The organism is Corynebacterium liangguodongii (assembly GCF_003070865.1).
Lineage (GTDB): Bacteria > Actinomycetota > Actinomycetes > Mycobacteriales > Mycobacteriaceae > Corynebacterium > Corynebacterium liangguodongii.
In genome coordinates, this window is the sequence record NZ_CP026948.1 from 1611452 (window position 1) to 1629858 (window position 18407).

General features: G+C 67.7%; 14 protein-coding genes. 9 read left to right on the forward strand and 5 right to left on the reverse strand.

Annotated features, from left to right (window positions below; all coding sequences use genetic code 11):
• Position 1 precedes the first annotated feature (1 nt).
• Positions 2-1006, forward strand: coding sequence for a nicotinate-nucleotide--dimethylbenzimidazole phosphoribosyltransferase (locus tag C3E79_RS07710; protein WP_235840596.1), 1005 nt, complete (start codon positions 2-4; stop codon positions 1004-1006).
• 43 nt (positions 1007-1049) lie between these two features.
• On the opposite strand, the gene C3E79_RS07715 is transcribed toward C3E79_RS07710, so the two are convergent.
• Entirely contained in the window at positions 1050-2207 is a 1158-nt protein-coding gene (locus C3E79_RS07715; protein WP_108404390.1) for a branched-chain amino acid aminotransferase, read from the reverse strand.
• Positions 2208-2325: 118 nt separating this feature from the next.
• Between C3E79_RS07715 and C3E79_RS07720 the strand changes: the two genes are divergently transcribed.
• Positions 2326-3828, forward strand: coding sequence for a leucyl aminopeptidase (locus C3E79_RS07720; RefSeq protein WP_108404391.1), 1503 nt, complete (start codon positions 2326-2328; stop codon positions 3826-3828).
• A 10-nt stretch (positions 3829-3838) separates the two neighbouring features.
• On the opposite strand, the gene C3E79_RS07725 is transcribed toward C3E79_RS07720, so the two are convergent.
• Entirely contained in the window at positions 3839-4234 is a 396-nt protein-coding gene (locus C3E79_RS07725) for an oxidoreductase (protein WP_108404392.1), read from the reverse strand.
• Between the two features lie 126 nt (positions 4235-4360).
• Here C3E79_RS07725 and sucB point away from each other — a divergent pair, with 126 nt between their 5' ends.
• The 6 genes from sucB to lipA all read left to right on the forward strand — a co-directional run bounded on the left by sucB (position 4361) and on the right by lipA (position 12914).
• Entirely contained in the window at positions 4361-6442 is a 2082-nt protein-coding gene (sucB, locus tag C3E79_RS07730) for a 2-oxoglutarate dehydrogenase, E2 component, dihydrolipoamide succinyltransferase (protein ID WP_108404393.1), read from the forward strand.
• A 220-nt stretch (positions 6443-6662) separates the two neighbouring features.
• Positions 6663-9545 carry an aminomethyl-transferring glycine dehydrogenase gene (gcvP, locus tag C3E79_RS07735; RefSeq protein WP_108404394.1) on the forward strand — a complete coding sequence of 961 codons (2883 nt, stop codon included), beginning with the start codon at positions 6663-6665 and terminating at the stop codon, positions 9543-9545.
• Positions 9546-9560: 15 nt separating this feature from the next.
• Entirely contained in the window at positions 9561-10628 is a 1068-nt protein-coding gene (gene gcvT, locus C3E79_RS07740) for a glycine cleavage system aminomethyltransferase GcvT (RefSeq protein ID WP_108404395.1), read from the forward strand.
• Between the two features lie 6 nt (positions 10629-10634).
• Positions 10635-11027, forward strand: coding sequence for a glycine cleavage system protein GcvH (gene gcvH / locus C3E79_RS07745; protein WP_108404396.1), 393 nt, complete (start codon positions 10635-10637; stop codon positions 11025-11027).
• Positions 11028-11063: 36 nt separating this feature from the next.
• Positions 11064-11840 carry a lipoyl(octanoyl) transferase LipB gene (lipB, locus tag C3E79_RS07750; protein WP_108404397.1) on the forward strand — a complete coding sequence of 259 codons (777 nt, stop codon included), beginning with the start codon at positions 11064-11066 and terminating at the stop codon, positions 11838-11840.
• Positions 11841-11870: 30 nt separating this feature from the next.
• Positions 11871-12914 carry a lipoyl synthase gene (gene lipA, locus C3E79_RS07755; protein ID WP_108404398.1) on the forward strand — a complete coding sequence of 348 codons (1044 nt, stop codon included), beginning with the start codon at positions 11871-11873 and terminating at the stop codon, positions 12912-12914.
• An 81-nt stretch (positions 12915-12995) separates the two neighbouring features.
• Here lipA and C3E79_RS07760 read toward each other — a convergent pair whose 3' ends face one another.
• The 3 genes from C3E79_RS07760 to C3E79_RS07770 form a co-directional block, all read right to left on the reverse strand.
• The gene (locus tag C3E79_RS07760; protein WP_108404399.1) at positions 12996-13370 is read right to left on the reverse strand and encodes a hypothetical protein; all 375 of its coding nucleotides are present in this window, start codon (positions 13368-13370) and stop codon (positions 12996-12998) included.
• 132 nt (positions 13371-13502) lie between these two features.
• Positions 13503-15542 carry an acyl-CoA dehydrogenase family protein gene (locus C3E79_RS07765; protein WP_108404400.1) on the reverse strand — a complete coding sequence of 680 codons (2040 nt, stop codon included), beginning with the start codon at positions 15540-15542 and terminating at the stop codon, positions 13503-13505.
• Between the two features lie 34 nt (positions 15543-15576).
• Positions 15577-16872 carry an acetyl-CoA C-acetyltransferase gene (locus C3E79_RS07770; protein ID WP_108404401.1) on the reverse strand — a complete coding sequence of 432 codons (1296 nt, stop codon included), beginning with the start codon at positions 16870-16872 and terminating at the stop codon, positions 15577-15579.
• Between the two features lie 195 nt (positions 16873-17067).
• On the opposite strand from C3E79_RS07770, the gene C3E79_RS07775 reads away from it, so the two are divergent.
• Positions 17068-18402, forward strand: coding sequence for a 3-oxoacyl-ACP reductase (locus C3E79_RS07775; RefSeq protein ID WP_108404402.1), 1335 nt, complete (start codon positions 17068-17070; stop codon positions 18400-18402).
• Positions 18403-18407: the final 5 nt, after the last annotated feature.

Here is an 18407-nt window from a genome sequence, read left to right on the forward strand (position 1 = left end):
CGTGAACGGGCAGCCTCACACGAGCAGCCGGGAGCTGTTTCGGGGCGTCGATACGCCAGACGAAGCCGCCGCGGCGCAGGTGCGCGAGGCCCTCGCGGCCTCGGTCCGCGGGCGCTCGTTCGGCCGCCTCGGGGAGATCGCGGCGTGGGTGGCCGCGTGCCAGTCGGAGACCGTGCCCGCCCCGTTTGAGCGCCCCCGCGCCATCGTCGTGGCGGGCAACCACGGCGTCGCGACCCGCGGCCTGTCCGCGTACGCCCCAGAGGCCTCGGCCGCGCAGGTCGAGGAGATCCGCTCCGGCGGCGGGCCCGGGAACAGCGTGGCGCGGGCCGCGAACTCCTCGCTGCGGCTTATCGACGCCTTCGTCACCGCCCCCTGCGGCGCCATCGACATCGAAGACGCCATGAGCGCCGAGGAGTTCGATCGCGCCCTGACGCTGGGCGTGGAGGTGGCTGATCAGGAGGTCGACGCCGGCACCGACCTCATCATCCCCGGCGATGTCGGGGTGGGAAACACCACCGTTGCAGCGGTTGTGTTCGGCGTGCTCACCCGTACAGAACCCGTCGTCGCGGTGGGCCGCGGGAGCGGGATTAGCGACGATGTGTGGAAGGTCAAGGTCGCCGCGGTGCGCGACGCCATGTTCCGCTGCCGCGACTTCGCCGACGACACCGAGCGCGTCCTGCGGGTCGCCTCCTCCCCCGACTTCGTCTTCCTCGTCGCGCTTATCGCGCAGGCCGCGGTGCGGCGCACGCCCGTGCTTATCGATAGCGCCTACGGCGCGGTGGCGGCCTTCGTTGCCGAAAAGCTCGCCCCCGGCACCAAGCGGTGGCTCGCGGCGGGACAGCTCAGCCCGGAGCCGTGCCACACCGTCTGCGTCCAGGCGCTCGGGTTGACCCCCGTCCTCGCCCTCGACATGTCCACGGGTCAGGCCGCGGGGTCGCTGCTCGCCCTTCCCGTCATCAACACCGCCGCAGAGCTCGTCGGCGAGGAGCTCGGCGGCCGCGAGTAGCCCCCCCGGGGGGGCGGCCCCGACCGGGATCTGGGAGCCAGGTCTAGGAGACGGTGTCAGTGTCAGTGTCAGTGTCAGTGCCGGTGACGGAGTCCGCATCCACGAGGACGTGGTTCCACTCGTGGGTGTCTTCGACCTCCCCCTCCTGGATGGCGCGCAGTCGCTTACGCATCTTCATGGTCACCTCGCCCGGCTCGTTGCCGCCGACGACAAACTCCCCGCCATTGGACATGACCTTGCCCACGGGGGTGATCACCGCGGCAGTGCCGCACGCCATGGTCTCGGTGATATCTCCCGCGGCCACGCCCTCGCGCCACTCGTCGACGGTGATGCGCCGCTCCTGCGTCTCGTAGCCGAGGTCGCGCGCGACCTGCAGCAGGGAAAGGCGCGTGATGCCGGGGAGGAGCGAGCCCGAGAGCTCCGGGGTGACCACCGTGACCCCGGTATCTTCCGTACCGTAGACAAACATGAGGTTCATCCCGCCCATTTCCTCGATGTAGCGTCGCTCGATGGCGTCGAGCCAGACGACCTGGTCGCACCCCTTTTCGTCGGCCTGCGCCTGCGCGAGGAGGGAGGCGGCGTAGTTGCCAGCGAACTTCGCATCGCCCGTACCACCGGGGGCGGCTCGGACGTATTCCTCGGAGATCCACACGGACACGGGCCGAACCCCGCCGGTGAAGTAGGCGCCGACGGGCGAGGCGATGACGTAGAAGGTGTAGCTCGACGAGGGTTTCACCCCGAGCGAGGCCTCAGTGCCGATCATAAACGGGCGCAGGTAGAGGGAGGATTCCCCGCCGGCTTGGGGAACCCAGCGCTGGTCTACGGCCACGAGCTGGTGGATTGCCTCGAGGAAGAGCTCCTCTGGCAGCTCCGGCATGGCGAGGCGGCGCGCGGAGGCACGCAGCCGTTTGGCGTTTTCCTCGGGCCGGAAGGTGGTAATCGCCCCGCCGCGGTTGCGGAAGGCCTTGAGCCCCTCGAAGATCGCCTGGCCGTAGTGCAAAACGCTCGCCGCCGGGTCGAGGGTGATGGGTGCGTACGGCCGCACCTGGGCGTTGTGCCACCCAGACTCGCGGTCGTAATCGATAGAGACCATGTGGTCAGTAAAAACTTGGCCGAACTGTGGCTCACGCAGCACCTCCGCGCGCTCGGCGTCGGTTGCGGGGCGCGGGTTTTCGGTCACAGCAAATTCGAGGGAGGTCATGGGTCACACACTACTCCGGCCGCACGGTACGGTTGGCTCTGGTTGCCGATTGCGCCGACGCCGCGCGCCCGGCTCCGCCCAACTAGTCTTTGCACAGCGTGAAAGGTGTGATTCTTCCATGACCTTCGAGGTCTCTTTGCCCGCCCGCGGCTCCCACGTAGCGGTGGAGTTTGCCACCTCGCTCCCCGCCGATCCCGGGGTGCGTCTCGTACCCGCTGCCGCGGGTGACGGCCTAGAGCTCCCTATCACCGCGATGAGCACACCGGGCACGCTCGAGGCGTTGGAGCACCTCGGGGCAACAGGCAAGGCCGGGGAGATCACCCGCCTGCTCGACGGCTCATCGCTCACCATCGCCTTCGGCCTCGGCCACTCCGATGAGATCGACGATGAAGCCGTGCGCCGCGCCGCCGGGTGCGCGGCGCGCTCGCTCGCGGGATTAGACGGCATTGACCGGGCCACGATCACCACCGAGCTCGGCGTGCGGCCGATCGTCGAGGGCCTGATGTTGGGCAGCTACGCCTACTCAGGCCTGAAGTCCCCCGAGGGCGAGGAGGCCGCGGGCTCCGCCCGGGTGCGAGTCACGGTGGTGTGCCCGGACACGGAGCGGGCAAGGGCGGAGTTCGAGCGCGCGGTCGTGGTCGCGGAATCCGTGCTGCTGGTGCGCGACCTTGTCAATACCCCCGCGAACTTCCTCTATCCCGAGTCCTACGCTCGGGTGATGGAAGAGGTCGCCTCCCAGTGCGGCCTCGAGGTGGAGGTCTACGACGAGGCCTACCTCGCCGAGCATGGCTTCGGCGGAATAGTCTCCGTGGGCAAGGGTTCGGCCCGCCCACCCCGCCTCGTCCACCTTGTGTGGAACGGCGCGGCCAGCGAGCGCCCGGCGGTGGCGCTGGTGGGCAAGGGCATCACCTTTGACACCGGCGGCATCTCGCTCAAGCCCCCGGCGCAGATGGAGGAGATGATCTCCGATATGGGCGGCTCGGCCGCGCAGCTCGGCGCGATCGCCGCCGCCGCGCGCTTGGGCCTGCCGGTGCGCATCGAGGCGTGGTTGCCGCTGGCGGAGAACATGCCGTCGGGCTCGGCCTCCCACCCGGGCGATGTCATCGTCCACTACGGCGGCTTGAGCAGCGAGGTGCTCAACACCGACGCGGAAGGGCGCCTCGTGCTTGCCGACGCCATTGCGCGCGCCTCCGAGGACAACCCCGACTACCTCATCGAAACGGCCACCCTCACGGGCGCCCAGATGGTCGCCCTCGGCGCGCGCACCGCCGGAGTGATGGGCTCCGATGAGTTCCGCGACCGCATCGCCGAGCTCGGCCGTGAGGTCGGCGAGGACGCGTGGGCCATGCCGCTTCTCGAGGAACAGGACGAGCAGCTCACCTCCCCCGTCGCAGATCTGCGCAACGTTCACAACGCCCGCACCGGCGGGATGCTCTACGCGGGGCTCTACCTTTCGCGCTTCGTCTCACAGGGCACGCAGTGGGTGCATATCGACGTCGCCGGGCCTGCGTTCAACACCACCGGGGTCTACGGGTATACGCCGAAGCGGGCGACGGGGGCGCCGACACGCACGATCGTCCAGGCGCTCATCGAGCTCTCCGCCGAGCAGGCCGCGAGCTAGCTACTGAGGGCTAGCTGTACGGGTTTTCTCCGCGCTCGAACTTGGCGCGGCGCTCGCGCTGCTCGGCGCGGCGGCGCAAGATGCGCTCTTGTTCCATCTTCTTACGCATTCGCTCGGGGTAGCCGGTCTCCTCGACGTCGTAAAGCGCGATGCCCAGGAGCGTGGATACCGCATCGATCCCCTTCGGCCCGCCGATGCGCCGGCGGGTGAAGTTCCCCTCCTCGTCGACCAACACCACTGACATCTCGTTGACCACGGTTTCCGGCTCGACGAACCCCTCCACGTAGGCCCTGCCGCTGGCCCACTGCGCAAGGTAGGAAGCGTCTTCGGGCCGGATGGTCTCGCCCGGGGCCCGCGGAGGCGCGAGGGGGGAGGACGATGTGCGCTTGCCGAAAATGTTGAACACCCCGTCTATCCTACGGCCCCCTTACCCCCACGCGGACGCGCGGAAGCGAGTAGTGTGATGGCTTGAGACGTGACACCGTCACACCCCGTCAAACACGACTTGAAAAACCTGCGAGGAGACGAAAATATGGCGCACTCTGTCGAGATGCCCGAGCTGGGCGAATCAGTCACCGAGGGCACGATTACCACCTGGCTGAAGTCCGTCGGCGATACCGTTGAGGCCGACGAGCCGCTCCTCGAGGTCTCTACCGACAAGGTCGACACCGAAATTCCCTCCCCCGTCTCCGGCACGATCCTCGAGATCAAGGCCGAAGAGGACGACACCGTCGAGGTCGGAGAGGTCATCGCGCTCATTGGTGAGGCGGGAGAGCAGGCGGAGCAGGCGCCCGCTAAGGAGCCGGAGGCCGCCGCCCCCGCCGCGGAGCAACCGGCACCCGAAAAGCCCGCCTCCGCAGGCTCGGCGACAGACGTGGAGATGCCGGAGCTCGGCGAATCCGTCACCGAGGGCACGATTACCACCTGGCTGAAGTCCGTCGGCGATACCGTCGAGGCGGACGAGCCGCTCCTCGAGGTCTCCACCGACAAGGTCGACACCGAAATCCCCTCCCCCGTCTCCGGCACGATCCTCGAGATCCTCGCTGACGAAGACGACACGATTGAGGTCGGCGCCGTCATCGCGCGCATCGGCGATAAAGACGCCGCGCCCGCCAGCTCCGCCCCGAGCGAGCCTCAGGCCCGCACCGACGCCGGGGACGACAACGGGAACGACAACGCTGCGGAGCCGCAGGACGCCTCTGCCCCCGCCGCCCACTCCGGGGAGACCACCAAGGTAGAAATGCCGGAGCTCGGCGAGTCCGTCACCGAGGGCACGATTACCACCTGGCTGAAGTCCGTCGGCGATACCGTCGAGGCGGACGAGCCGCTCCTCGAGGTCTCCACCGACAAGGTCGACACCGAAATCCCCTCCCCCGTCTCCGGCACGATCCTCGAGATCCTCGCGGGCGAGGACGACACCGTCGCCGTGGGCGAGGCCATCGCCGTCATCGGTGATCCCGCTGCCGCCGAGGCTGCCCCGAGCGAGAAGGCTCCCGCCCCGGCGGAGGACGAGGGCAAGGACGATACGGCAGTAAAGCGAGAGGAGCCGGCGGCCCCCGCACAGCCCGCGGCGCAGCCCACGGGCACTGAGGAGAAGGCCTCCGAGCAGGCGCCGGTGGCAGCGGCGAAGGTTGAGGGCCGCGGCGACAAGGTCCCCTACGTCACCCCGCTGGTGCGCAAGCTCGCCGATAAGCACGGCGTGGATCTCACCACCATCGAGGGCACCGGCGTCGGCGGGCGCATCCGCAAGCAGGACGTGCTCGCTGCCGCGGGCGCAGGCTCCGCAGCGCAGCAGGAATCCGCCGGCGCGGCTGCGCCCGCCGCGACCCCGGCGGCGCAGGATGACCCGCAGTCTCGGTGGTCCACCGTCGGCGTCGATCCGGCGAAGAAGGATCTCATCGGCACCACCCAGAAGGCCTCGCGGATCCGCCAGATCACGGCGGCGAAGATGGTCGAGTCTCTGCAGACCACCGCTCAGCTCACCCACGTCCAGGAGGTGGACGTCACGGCGGTGGCAGCCCTGCGCAAGCGCGTCAAGCCGGCCTTCGTAGAGAAGTACGGCGTGAACATCACCTACCTCGCGTTCTTTGTCAAGGCCACGGCCGAGGCACTGGTCTCGCATCCGAACGTCAACGCGTCCTACGACGCGGAGGCGAAGACGATTACCTACCACTCCGAGGTCAACATCGGTATCGCCGTGGATACCCCGCAGGGCCTGCTCGTTCCGGTGCTCAAGAACGTGGACAAGATGAACCTCGCCGACATTGCGAAGGGGATCGCCGATCTTGCGGAGCGCGCGCGCAGCAAGAAGCTTCGCCCGGACGACCTCACCGGGGCGACGTTCAGCGTGACCAACATCGGCTCGTCCGGGGCGATGCTCGATACCCCGATTCTCACCCCGCCGCAGGCGGGCATCCTGGGCACCGCGGCGATTGAGAAGCGCCCGGTGGTGGTGACCGAAAACGGGGTGGACGCCATCGCGATCCGCCAGATGACCTACCTGCCGTTTACCTACGACCACCAGCTCGTCGACGGCGCCGATGCGGGTCGCTTCGTCTCGACGATCCGCGACCGCATCGAAAAGGGCGATTTCGAAGCAGACTTGGGCCTCTAGCACCCGCGCTGCGCGACCGTCTCACCCCCGCCTTCCCTTGACTTGGGAGCGGGGGTGTGCGCGTTTCCGGCACCGGGGGGGCGGCGAACTGTCCGCAATGTCACAGGCGTTTTGTTAGTTCAGCCACCTAGATGCCATTGGTGTGTCGCGCTACTCGTTAGACTGGGGTTGCTGAGTTTTGCACATTGCTCTCACTCACCACTTACCCAAGGAGTACGCGTTGGATTTCATTTCCCGTCACGTGGGGCCCAACCAGCCGGAGGAGCACGAAATGCTCTCGGCTCTGGGCTACGACAGCGTCGAGGCGTTAGTAGATACTGCGATGCCTGCGGGCATTAAGGCGACGCAGCCGATCAACCTCCCCGCCCCCTTGAGCGAGCAGCAGGCCCAGGAGCGCCTGCGCGAACTCGCGGGCAAAAACGTCGTCCTCAAGGCGTTCTACGGGCAGGGCTTTTCCTCCACGATCACGCCGCCGGTGATCCGCCGGGGCGTTGTCGAGGACGCCGGGTGGTATACCGCTTATACGCCCTACCAGCCGGAGATCTCCCAGGGCCGCCTCGAGGCGCTGCTGAACTTCCAGACCATGGTGCAAGACCTCACCGGCCTGCCCGTATCCAACGCCTCCCTCCTCGACGAGGCCTCCGCCGCGGGCGAGGCGATCGGCCTGATGTCCCGCGCGGTGAAGAAGGGACGCAGGGTTCTTCTCGACGCCCGACTGCACCCCCAGGTCATCGCCGTCGCCTCGGAGCGCGCCCGCGCCATCGACCTCGAGGTTGAGGTTGCGGACCTCACCCAGGGCGTCGTGGGCGAGGACCTCGTCGGCGTGGTCATCGCCTACCCGGGCACCGAGGGCGACATCTTCGATCCCCGGCCCATCATCGAGGCCATCCACGAGCGCGGTGGCCTCGCCGCCGTCGATGCCGATATTCTCGCGCTGACGCTTCTCGAGTCCCCGGGCGAGTTGGGCGCCGACATCGCGATCGGTACAACGCAGCGCTTCGGCGTCCCGCTGTTCTACGGCGGTCCCCACGCCGCGTACATGGCCGTGACCGACAAGCTCAAGCGCCAGATGCCGGGCCGCCTCGTTGGCGTCTCCGTCGACGCGGAGGGCTACCCCGCCTACCGCCTCGCGCTGCAGACCCGCGAGCAGCACATCCGCCGCGAGCGCGCGACATCGAACATCTGCACCGCGCAGGCCTTGCTCGCCGTCACCGCGTCGATGTACGCGGTCTACCACGGCCCGCAGGGGCTGGTGGAGATCGCTCGCGCGGTGCATGGCCGGGCGGCGAGCTTTGCGGCGTCGATAAGCGCGAGCGGCGCCACGGTCAAGCACGAGAACTTCTTCGACACTGTCGCTGTGGAGGTCGCCGGCAGGGCGGAGGAGATCAAGCGCAGCCTCGCCGAGCGCGGCTACCTCGTGCGCACCATCGGCGCCGATACGGTCGTGGTGAGCTTCGGCGAGGATACCGAGGACGAGGACCTGCGCGCGCTCGTGGAGGCCTTCGGCGGGTCGGTCACCGCCGGCGGGGAGCGCCTGCCTGCCGGGCTGGCGCGCACCACGGAGTTCCTCACCCACGAGACGTTTAACACCATCCACTCCGAGACCCAGATGATGCGCTACATCCGCTCGCTGGGTGATAAGGACCTCGCGCTCGACCGGACGATGATCCCGCTCGGCTCGTGCACGATGAAGCTCAACCCGACCGCGGGCCTTGAAGCGATCACCTGGCCGGGCTTCGCCAACGTCCACCCGTTCACCCCGGACGAGTACACCGAGGGGTGGCGCGAGCTCATCGCTGAGCTCTCCGACTGGCTCGTTGAGCTCACCGGGTACGCCGCGGTGAGCGTGCAGCCGAACTCCGGGGCCACCGGCGAGCTCGCGGGGCTTTTGGCCATCCGCCGCTACCACCTCTCCAACGGTGAGGCTGAGCGCGATGTCTGCCTCATCCCGGCCTCCGCGCATGGCACGAACGCCGCCTCCGCGACGCTGGCGAACCTGCGCGTCGCCGTGGTCAAGACCGCCCCGGACGGCTCCATCGACTTGGCCGACCTCGACGCGAAACTTGAGCAGCACGCCGGCCGCGTCGCGGCGATCATGGTGACCTACCCCTCGACCCACGGCGTCTACGAGGACACGGTGCAAACCGTGGCGGAGAAGGTCCACGCGGCCGGCGGGCAGGTCTACATCGACGGGGCAAACATGAACGCCTTGGCGGGGATTGGCCGCCCGGGCGATTTCGGCGGCGACGTCAGCCACCTCAACCTGCACAAGACCTTCACCATCCCCCACGGTGGCGGCGGCCCGGGCGTCGGCCCGATCGGGGTTGCCGAGCACCTCGTCCCCTTCCTCCCGGCAGACCCGCAGGTCTCCTGGGAATCGGCGGCGCAGGACGCCCCGGCCGAGGGCGGGGTGCCGATTTCGTCGACAACCTACGGCTCCGCCGGGGTGCTCCCGATCTCGTGGGCCTACATCGCCATGAGCGGGGCGGAGGGCCTGAAGAAGGCGACGCAGAGCGCCGTGCTCACCGCGAACTACCTCGCGCACGAGCTAAAGGACTCCTTCCCCGTGCTCTACACCGGCAACGAGGGGCTGGTGGGCCACGAGTGCATCCTCGACCTCAACGGCATCGAGAAGGAATCCGGTGTGAGCGCGACCGACGTGGCCAAGCGCCTCGTCGACTACGGCTTCCACGCCCCGACCCTGGCCTTCCCCGTGGCGGGCACGCTCATGGTGGAGCCGACGGAGTCCGAGGACCTCGGCGAGCTGCAGCGCTTCATCGAGGCGATGCGCTCCATTCGCGCCGAGATCGACGAGATCGCCTCGGGCAAGGTGGAATACGAAAAGTCCGTCATCCACAACGCCCCGTACACCGCCTACAGCGTCACCCGCGAGCAGTGGCCCTACGAGTTCACGCGCGAGCAGGCAGCCTACCCGGTCGACGGGCTGATTCACGCGAAGTACTTCCCGCCGGTGCGCCGCATCGACGAGGCGTACGGCGACCGCAACCTCGTGTGCGCCTGCCCGCCGCCGGAGGCCTTCGACATTGAACCCGAGGCCGTCGAGGAGATCGACGTCGTCTCCACTGAAGAGAACAAGAAGTAAGGAAGGTTGTGACCCATGCCAGAATCACCGCTTAAGCCCGCCCACGAAGAGCTGGGGGCGTCGTTTACCGATTTCGGCGGCTGGACCATGCCGCTGAAGTACGCCAACGAGCTCGACGAGCACCGCGCGGTGCGCGGGGACGTCGGCATCTTCGACCTCTCCCACATGGGCGAGATCGATGTCGTGGGCCCGGACGCCGGGGCGTTCCTCGACTACGCGCTCATCTCCTCGCTCTCCACCTTGAAGGTGGGCAAGGCGAAATATTCCATGATCGTCGCCGAGGACGGCGGCATCTTGGACGACCTCATCAGCTACAAGCTCGCCGAGGACCGCTACCTCGTCGTCCCCAACGCCGCGAACACGGCGACCGTGTGGGCGGCGTTCCAGGCACGCGCGGAGAATTTCGACGTCACGCTCACTAACCGCAGCGAGGAGATCGCCTTGATCGCCATCCAGGGCCCGCGCGCCCTGGAGGTGCTCGAGCCGCTTGTCAGCGGCGCGCCGGGCGAGCTCACCTACTATTCCGCAGGCGAGATGGCGATAGGTGATGTCGACGTCATCGTGGCACGCACCGGCTACACCGGCGAGGACGGGTTTGAAATCTACACCTCCTTCGATCAGGCCCGGACGGTGTGGGACGCCGTGGTCGCCCACGGCACGCCGTGCGGGCTCGCCGCCCGCGACTCGCTGCGCCTCGAGGCGGCGATGCCGCTCTACGGCCAGGAGCTCAGCGCTGAGATCACCCCTGTGGAGGCCGGCATGGGCCGCGCCTTTGCCAAGAAGGAAGCCGATTTCGTGGGCAAGGACGCGCTTGTGGGCCGCGAGCCCACTGTCACGATCGCCGGGCTGACCTCCACGGAGCGGCGCGCCGCACGCGCAGGTTCCGAGGTCTTTGTGGGCGATGAGAAGATCGGCACGGTCACCTCCGGCCAGCCCTCCCCCACTCTCGGCTACCCCGTGGCGCTGGCTCACCTCGACCCGCAGCGCGCGGAGATTGGCACCGCCGTGGAGGTTGACATCCGCGGGCGCCGTTATCCGTTTACTATCGTGGAGACCCCCTTCTACACCCGAAAGGAAGCGTAAACCGCCATGTCGAACCAACTGCCCCAGGATTACTCCTACTCCGAGGACCACGAGTGGATCAACGCCCCCGCCGACGTCGCTGAGGGCACCGTCGTGCGCGTCGGCATCACCTCCGTGGCCGCCGACCGCCTCGGCGAGGTCGTCTTCGCCGACCTGCCCCAGGTTGGCGACGAGGTCACCGCGGGCGAGACCTGCGGCGAGATCGAGTCGACGAAGTCGGTCTCCGACCTCTACTCCCCCGTCAGCGGCACCGTCGCCGCCGTCAACGAGGACATCGACGGCAACTTCGAGGTCATCAACTCCGACCCATTCGGTGAGGGCTGGCTCTTCGAGGTCACCGTCTCCGCGGCCGGCCCGCTCCTCACCGCCGACGAGTACGGCGCGGCCAACGGAATCTAGCCCTCCCGGAGGCCCCGAAGGTCTACAGTGAGGTCTATGACCGCACCTCGTAAGCCTTTCTTTCCAAGCGACCAGCCCATCCGCGACGCGGGTGGGCCTTTGGACGTTCGCGACCTCGGTGTCATCGATTACACGGAGGCGTGGGAGCTGCAGCAAGCCCTCGCCAGCCAGCGCGCCGCCGACGAGATCGGCGATACCGTCTTAGTCCTCGAGCACCCCGATACCTACACCGCCGGGAAGCGTACCCAGCCAGAAGACCTCCCGGATAACGACACCCCGGTCGTCGCTGTCGACCGCGGCGGGCGCATCACGTGGCACGGCAAGGGCCAGCTTGTCGTCTACCCCATCATTAAGCTTGCAAACCCCGTCGATGTCGTCGATTACGTGCGTCGATTAGAGGAGGCCGCCATCGAGGCGATCCGCCGCAGCGGGGTGAGCACCGCCGGCCGGATCGATGGCCGTTCCGGCGTGTGGGTGCCGCACACCACCCGGGCGGCCAGCGAGCAGGCGCCCGCGAGGGACCGCAAGGTCGCCGCTCTGGGTATCCGCATCACCCGCGGGGTGACCATGCACGGGCTCTCGCTCAACTGCAACAATTCCCTCGAGGCGTACTCTCACATCGTCCCGTGCGGAATTTCGGATGCCGATGTGACCACGATGAGCCTGGAGCTTGGCCGCACGATCACACCCGCGGATATGCAGGCGCCGCTTATCGACGCCCTTGATCGCGCTCTTACCGGGGAGCTTGTCGTGGCCAACCACACCTTCGCCTCCGCGCCCGACCCGTCGAAGGGCCTGACCCGGGTGCTCTAGGGCCTTGACACTGGGGTTAGGCTTGAGGGCGTGACTGTTTCACCAGAAGGCCGAAAGCTCCTGCGCGTCGAGAAGCGAAACGCGCAAACCCCGATCGAGGCTAAGCCGCGGTGGATCCGCAACGCCGTGAAAACCGGTCCCGAGTACGAGGACCTGAAGAAGAAAGTGGCGGGCGCTTCCCTCCACACCGTGTGCCAAGAGGCAGGTTGCCCAAACATTCACGAGTGCTGGGAATCGCGCGAGGCAACGTTCCTCATCGGCGGGGCGAACTGTTCGCGCCGGTGCGATTTTTGCCAGATCAACTCCGCCAAGCCGGAGCCGCTCGACCGCGGCGAGCCCGCGCGCGTGGCCGAATCGGTGCGCGAGATGAACCTGAACTACTCCACGATCACCGGCGTGACCCGCGACGACCTCGAGGACGAGGGCGCCTGGCTCTACGCCGAGGTCGTGCGCAAGATCCACGAGCTCAACCCGCACACGGGGGTGGAGAACCTCACCCCGGACTTCTCCGGCAAGCCCGATCTCCTCCAGGAGGTCTTCGAGGCCCAGCCCGAGGTCTTCGCGCATAACGTCGAGACGGTCCCTCGCATTTTCCGCCGCATCCGCCCGGCGTTCCGCTACGAGCGCTCCCTCGACGTCATCCGCCAGGCCCACGACTTCGGGCTGATTACGAAGTCCAACCTCATCCTCGGCATGGGCGAGACGCGCGAGGAGGTCCTCGACTCGCTGCGCGATCTTGTCGACGCCGGAACCGACATCATCACGATTACCCAGTACCTGCGCCCGGGCCCGCAGTACCACCCGATTGACCGCTGGGTGAAGCCGGAGGAGTTCATCGAGTACCGCGACGCCGCCTACGAGATGGGCTTCGGTGCCGTCATGTCGGGCCCGCTCGTGCGCTCGTCCTACCGCGCGGGCAAGCTCTACGTCGAGGCCATGGCGCACCGCGGCCGCGCGCTGCCGGACAACCTCGCCCACCTCGCCCAGACCTCCCAGGGCGATACCGCCCAGGAGGCCTCGACGCTGCTAGCTAAGTACGGCCCGTCGAAGGACACGCCGGTGGTGACGCGCTAGGACACCACAGATTCCAGGCAACCCCGCCTCTCATGCCCCGCGGTGGGCACGAGAGGCGGGGTTGTCTCTTAGTGGCCCGCCCTAGGCGGCAGGCGGGGCGGGAAACAGGATGGGAGGCACGAGGCCAGCCTGGTTGGCCACCTGGTAGATGCCCCCGAGGATGGTGGCGGAGACGCCAATCCACAGCAGAACCCAGCCGGCCTGCGTCGTCGCGAGGACCTCCTGCGTCGAGGACCCGGCCATCGATGAGGCCATGGACGAGGCGAGCACCGGGGCGGTCTTGGGCGCGGCGCTGGGCAGCGTGAGATCGCCGGGGATCGGCCCCGAGGATTGCTGGGTGGTGTCTTTGCCGGACGTGTTGTCCTGGGCCTGCTCCGCGCTCGCCGGGGAGGTGGCGGAGAGCGCAAGAGCGGCCGCGGTGACGGCCGCGGCGACGGTTGTCTTCGTGGTAGTCATAGTGTGAAACCTTACTGTGAGGATGCGTATCCCGCACGCGGGAGCGAGGCAGGAAATACCCCTGGGCAGCACAAAGCTCCCCGCCTCAACGTGCGGGGAGCTCTATACGCGGCGCCTAGCGGGAGCAGCCCACTAGCTCAGGTCGGTGCCGCCGTTGGTCATCATCGGGCGGTCGAGGACGACCTGGGGGATCTTGAAGGCGTCGACAAGAGTCTCGGACCACGGGCCGAGCGAGTCGACCAGGTCGTTGACGGCGGCCTTCGCGGCCTTGGAGCGGCCCGCGGAGAGCGCGCCGTGCTCCTGGTACCAGTCTGCGTGCTCCACGATGGCATTGAGCGCGAAGAGGTCACGGACCTGCTCGAAGACGGCGCGGGCGGTGCTGCCCTCCTCCAGCTGCCCCTCGGCCTCGATCATGGACTGCAGCAGCATGCGATCGCCGTAGGCATCCGCCATGGCCAGCAGGTGGTCCTGGGCGCGGTCGATAACTTTCGCCGCCTCTGCCCGATCCATCTTGCGGGCGGACTGAACGCGGCGCACGAGCGACTCAAGCACCTGCTCTTCGCGGTACTGCAGAATGCGCAGCTGAGTGTCGGCCTCGAACAGCGAACCTGTGCCGGTGACACGGTCGGAAATGGTCTCAATACCTGCAGCGATGCCAGAGCGGCGCGCGAGGATGTCGCCGACGTTGGAGGCGACGTGCTTGGCGATGTCGAACGGAGACCAGCTCGCTGCCTCCCACCCGTAGGCGGTGAGCAGGTTCTTGCCCGCAAGTTGACGCAAAATTGTGTCGTCGCCTTCGAATGTGGTGAAGATGTCGACATCGGCGCGGAAGGTGGTCAGGAGGTTCTCCGACATGTAACCGGCACCGCCGCACGCCTCGCGGCAGGTTTGCAGCGTGGAATTGGCGTGGGTGGAGGCAGTGGCCTTAAAAATCGCGGCGAGGGTCTCCATCTCGCGGCCGGCGCGGTCCTGCTCCTTCGTCGGGCGGGCGGGGTCCCAGTCCCCGGCGAACTGGGCGTCGATCTGGTTTTGGAAGCGCTGCAGGATCGCGTTTTGGAAGGTCATCAGCGCGTACGACTTCGCCAACGGGATGAGCAGGCGGCGGCGGTGCTGACGGTAGTCGATCAGGCGCGCCTCCTTGGATTCGTCACCGGCCTCAAACTGGCGGCGCACGTTGGCGTACTTCACCGCCAGTGCCAGGCCAGCGCGGGTCGCGCCGGCGGCGGAGGCCCCCACACCCATACGGCCGCGCACAAGAGTACCCAGCATGGTGAAGAAGCGGCGGTTCGGGTTCTCGATGGGCGAGACGTAGGTGCCGTCCTCGGTGACGTCGGCAAACCGGTTGAGCAGGTTCTCGCGCGGGATACGCACGTGATCGAACATGATCATGCCGTTATCCACGCCGAGCAGGCCGCCCTTGTGTCCGTGGTCGGATGTGGTCACGCCGGGAGCGTCGGTGCCGTCTTCCTCGCGGATGCGCACGATGAAGCAGTGCACGCCGCGGGACTCCTCGGAGTCCGGGGTGTAGAGCTGCGCGAAGACGGCGGCCCAGCGGCCGTCGCGCGCGGCGTTGCCGATGTAGGCCTTCTTCGAGCTTGGGGTCGGGGAGTTGATGATGAACTCCTGGGTCTCCGGGTCGAAGGTCGCGGTGGTCTCCACATGCTGGACGTTGGAGCCGTGGCCCATCTCCGTCATGGCGAAGCAGCCGAGCATGGAGAGATCCATCGCACCCTGGGCGAACTTCACGTGGCGCTCGGTGCCCAGCGCGTCGATCGCGCCGCCCCAGAGGCCGAACTGCACGCCGGACTTGATGCAGACAGAGTTGTTGACCTGGGCGATCAGCTCAAGCGAGGTCACGCCAGCAGTGACCTTGCCCTCGCCGCCGTTGAGCGGGGAGAACGACGGCTGGATCTCGCCGGACGCGGCGACGGCCTTGACCTTCTCCAGGTTCGCGGCGCGCAGCTCGTCGAGGCTGCCCTCGACTGGGGGCAGGAAGGAGGCGTCGTTAAGCAGCGGGCGCAGCTTGTTCTTTGCCTCGGCATAGGGGCCGTCGAGGACGTCGGCGAGCACGCCGGCGACGGCAGAGTCACCCGGCACGGGAAGCGTGGCCGGGCGGTTCTTCTCCGGCTTCGCCTGCTTGCGATCGGCTTGGGTGGTGGTGGGTTGAGACATGGGTGGAACCTTTCTCGAGGTGAGAGTGGATGATCTAGCGCTCGATGATCGCGGTGACGCCCTGGCCGCCGGCCGCGCAGATGGAGACCAAGGTGCGCCCGCCGCCGTTTTCGACGAGGTTCTTCGCTGCGGTGGCGAGGATGCGCGCGCCGGTGGCGGCGAACGGGTGGCCGGCCGCCAGCGAGGAGCCCTTGACGTTGAGCTTGGAGCGGTCGATGGCGCCCAGCGGGGCGGCAAGGCCGAGGCGCTCGCGGCAGTAGGTCTCGTCCTCCCACGCCTTGAGCGTGGCCAGCACCTGGGAGGCGAAGGCCTCGTGGATTTCGTAGAAGTCGAAGTCCTGCAGGGACAGCCCGTTGCGCTCGAGCAAGCGGGGGACGGCGTAGGTCGGGGCCATGAGCAGCCCGTCACCTCCGTGGACGAAGTCGACCGCTGCGGTCTCGGAGTCGACGAGGTAGGCCTGGGCCTCAAGACCGTGAGCCTGGCCCCACTCCTCTGTGCCGAGGAGGACGGCGGCCGCGCCGTCGGTCAGCGGGGTGGAGTTGCCGGCGGTCATCGTCGCGGTGCCGCCGTGCTGGATCGCGTCCTGCTTGCCAAAGACGGGCTTGAGCTTCGCCAGCTTCTCCACGCTCGAATCAGGCCGCAGGTTCGTATCTCGATGAACCCCCAAGAAGGGGGTAACGAGGTCGTTGAAGAAGCCCTCGTCGTACGCCTTCGCCAGGTTCTGGTGGGAGGCTGCAGCGAGCTCGTCCTGAGCTTCGCGCGAGATCTCCATCTCGCGGGCGGTGATGGCGGCGTGCTCACCCATCGACAGACCGGTGCGGGGCTCGCCGTTCTGCGGCTGCTCCGGTGCCAGCTGGCTCGGACGGATCGAGCCGAGCAGCTTGATGCGCTCGCCAGTGGTCTTCGCGCTCGATGCCTTGATGAGGGTCTTGCGCAGCTTGTCGTTGACGGCCAGCGGAGCATCCGAGGTGGTGTCGGTGCCGCAGGCGATGCCGGCCTGGATGCGGCCAAGCGCAATCGCGTCGGCGACCTGGATTGCGGAGGTCAGCGAGGTGCCGCAGGCGTGCTGGATGTCGAACGCCGGGGTCGTCGGCGCGAGCGAGGAGCCAAGCACGCTCTCGCGGACGAGGCCGAAGTCGCGGGAGTGCTTGAGCACTGCACCGCCGACGACCATGCCAAGCTCCACGTCTTGGAGGCCATTGCGGGCGACGAGGCCCTCAATCGCGGCGGTGAGCATGTCCTGGTTGGAGGCGTTGGCGTATTCCTTGTTGGAGCGCGCAAACGGGATACGGTTGCCGCCGAGGATGGCGACTTTACGGGGCTGGTTCACTTCTTGCCTGCTTTCAGCTACTGATCGTGGGACGGTTCGGTGAATTCTCGTTGTACTATACAACACAAATTAGTAGTGCTGTAAGCTAAATCACGGACGGATTATCGGGGCATCGCTCCCCACTACAGTAGAGCCGACCAAGACGTTCCACCGACCAGAATCCGGCTTACACACAGAACTCACAAGGAGTGCACCGTGGCCAAAAAGGGCTTTCTCGAACAACTGATCAACTCCCCCCTCGCCGCCAAGGCCGGCGTCCCGCAGGGCTTCCCGCTGCGCCGCTACAAGCAGGGTGAGCCCGCGCTGCACGGCCCCGTCGTCGTGGGTGGTGCCGGCCGTCTTACCCAGGCGCTGACCCGCACCCTCGAGGGCCCCTACAAGCTGCTCAAGGCCGAGGCCGATACCCCGCGCGCAGGCATCGTCTTCGACGCCACCGGCATCACCCGCCCCGAGGACCTCAACACACTGTTCGACTTCTTCAACCCGCAGATGCGCAAGCTCACCGACAACGCCCGCATCGTCGTCATCGGCACCACGCCGGAGCTCATCGAGGACACGGACGCCCGCATCGCGGCCCGCGCGCTCGAGGGCTTTTCCCGCTCGGTGGCCAAGGAGCTGCGCAAGTCCGCCACCGCCCAGCTCGTCTACGTCGATCCCGCGATTGATGAGTCGAACTTCACCGGCGTGGAATCCACCCTGCGCTTCCTGCTCTCCGGCAAGTCCGCGTACGTCGATGGCCAGGTCATCCGGGTGACCGATACCGCAGCCGAAGCCCCGGCCGATTGGGACGCCCCGCTGGCCGGCCGCCTCGCGGTGGTCACCGGTGCCGCCCGCGGCATCGGCGCCGTCATCGCAGAGACGCTGGCGCGCGACGGCGCGAAGGTCATCTGCGTCGACATCCCGCAGGCGGGCGAGGGCCTGGCGCAGACCGCGAACAAGGTCAAGGGAACCGCGCTGCCGCTCGACGTCACCGACCCGGCCGCGGCGGAGAAGCTCGCCTCGCACGCCGCCGAGCGCTACGGCCGCAAGATCGACGTCGTCGTCCACAATGCCGGCGTGACCCGCGACAAGCTGCTCGCCAACATGGACGCCGCTCGCTGGAACATGGTCCAAAACATCAACCTCGTCGCCCCGGTGCGCATCACCGAGGCGCTCCTTGAGTCGGATGCGCTTGGGGAGAACCCGGCGATCATCGGTGTGTCCTCCATCGCCGGCATCGCCGGCAACCGCGGCCAGACCAACTACGGCACCACCAAGGCCGGCGTGATCGGCTTCGTCAACTCCCTCGAGGCCCGCCTCGCGGGCATCGGCGGCAACATCAACGCCGTGGCCCCCGGCTTCATCGAGACCGACATGACCGCCGCGATGCCGACCGGCCCGCGCGAGGTGGGGCGCCGCATGAACTCGCTGCAGCAGGGCGGCCAGACCATCGACGTCGCCGAGACCGTGGCGTACTTCGCGGCGACCGCCTCGAAGGCCGTCAACGGCAACATCGTGCGCGTGTGCGGCCAGAGCATGCTGGGGGCGTAAGGGCC

Coding starts and splice junctions, on each gene's coding strand:
- lipB (WP_108404397.1), top strand. CDS start 11,064: ATGACCGCACCTCGTAAGCCTTTCTTTCCAAGCGACCAGCCCATCCGC.
- C3E79_RS07720 (WP_108404391.1), top strand. CDS start 2,326: ATGACCTTCGAGGTCTCTTTGCCCGCCCGCGGCTCCCACGTAGCGGTG.
- sucB (WP_108404393.1), top strand. CDS start 4,361: ATGGCGCACTCTGTCGAGATGCCCGAGCTGGGCGAATCAGTCACCGAG.
- C3E79_RS07765 (WP_108404400.1), bottom strand. CDS start 15,542: ATGTCTCAACCCACCACCACCCAAGCCGATCGCAAGCAGGCGAAGCCG.
- gcvT (WP_108404395.1), top strand. CDS start 9,561: ATGCCAGAATCACCGCTTAAGCCCGCCCACGAAGAGCTGGGGGCGTCG.
- gcvH (WP_108404396.1), top strand. CDS start 10,635: ATGTCGAACCAACTGCCCCAGGATTACTCCTACTCCGAGGACCACGAG.
- C3E79_RS07760 (WP_108404399.1), bottom strand. CDS start 13,370: ATGACTACCACGAAGACAACCGTCGCCGCGGCCGTCACCGCGGCCGCT.
- C3E79_RS07715 (WP_108404390.1), bottom strand. CDS start 2,207: ATGACCTCCCTCGAATTTGCTGTGACCGAAAACCCGCGCCCCGCAACC.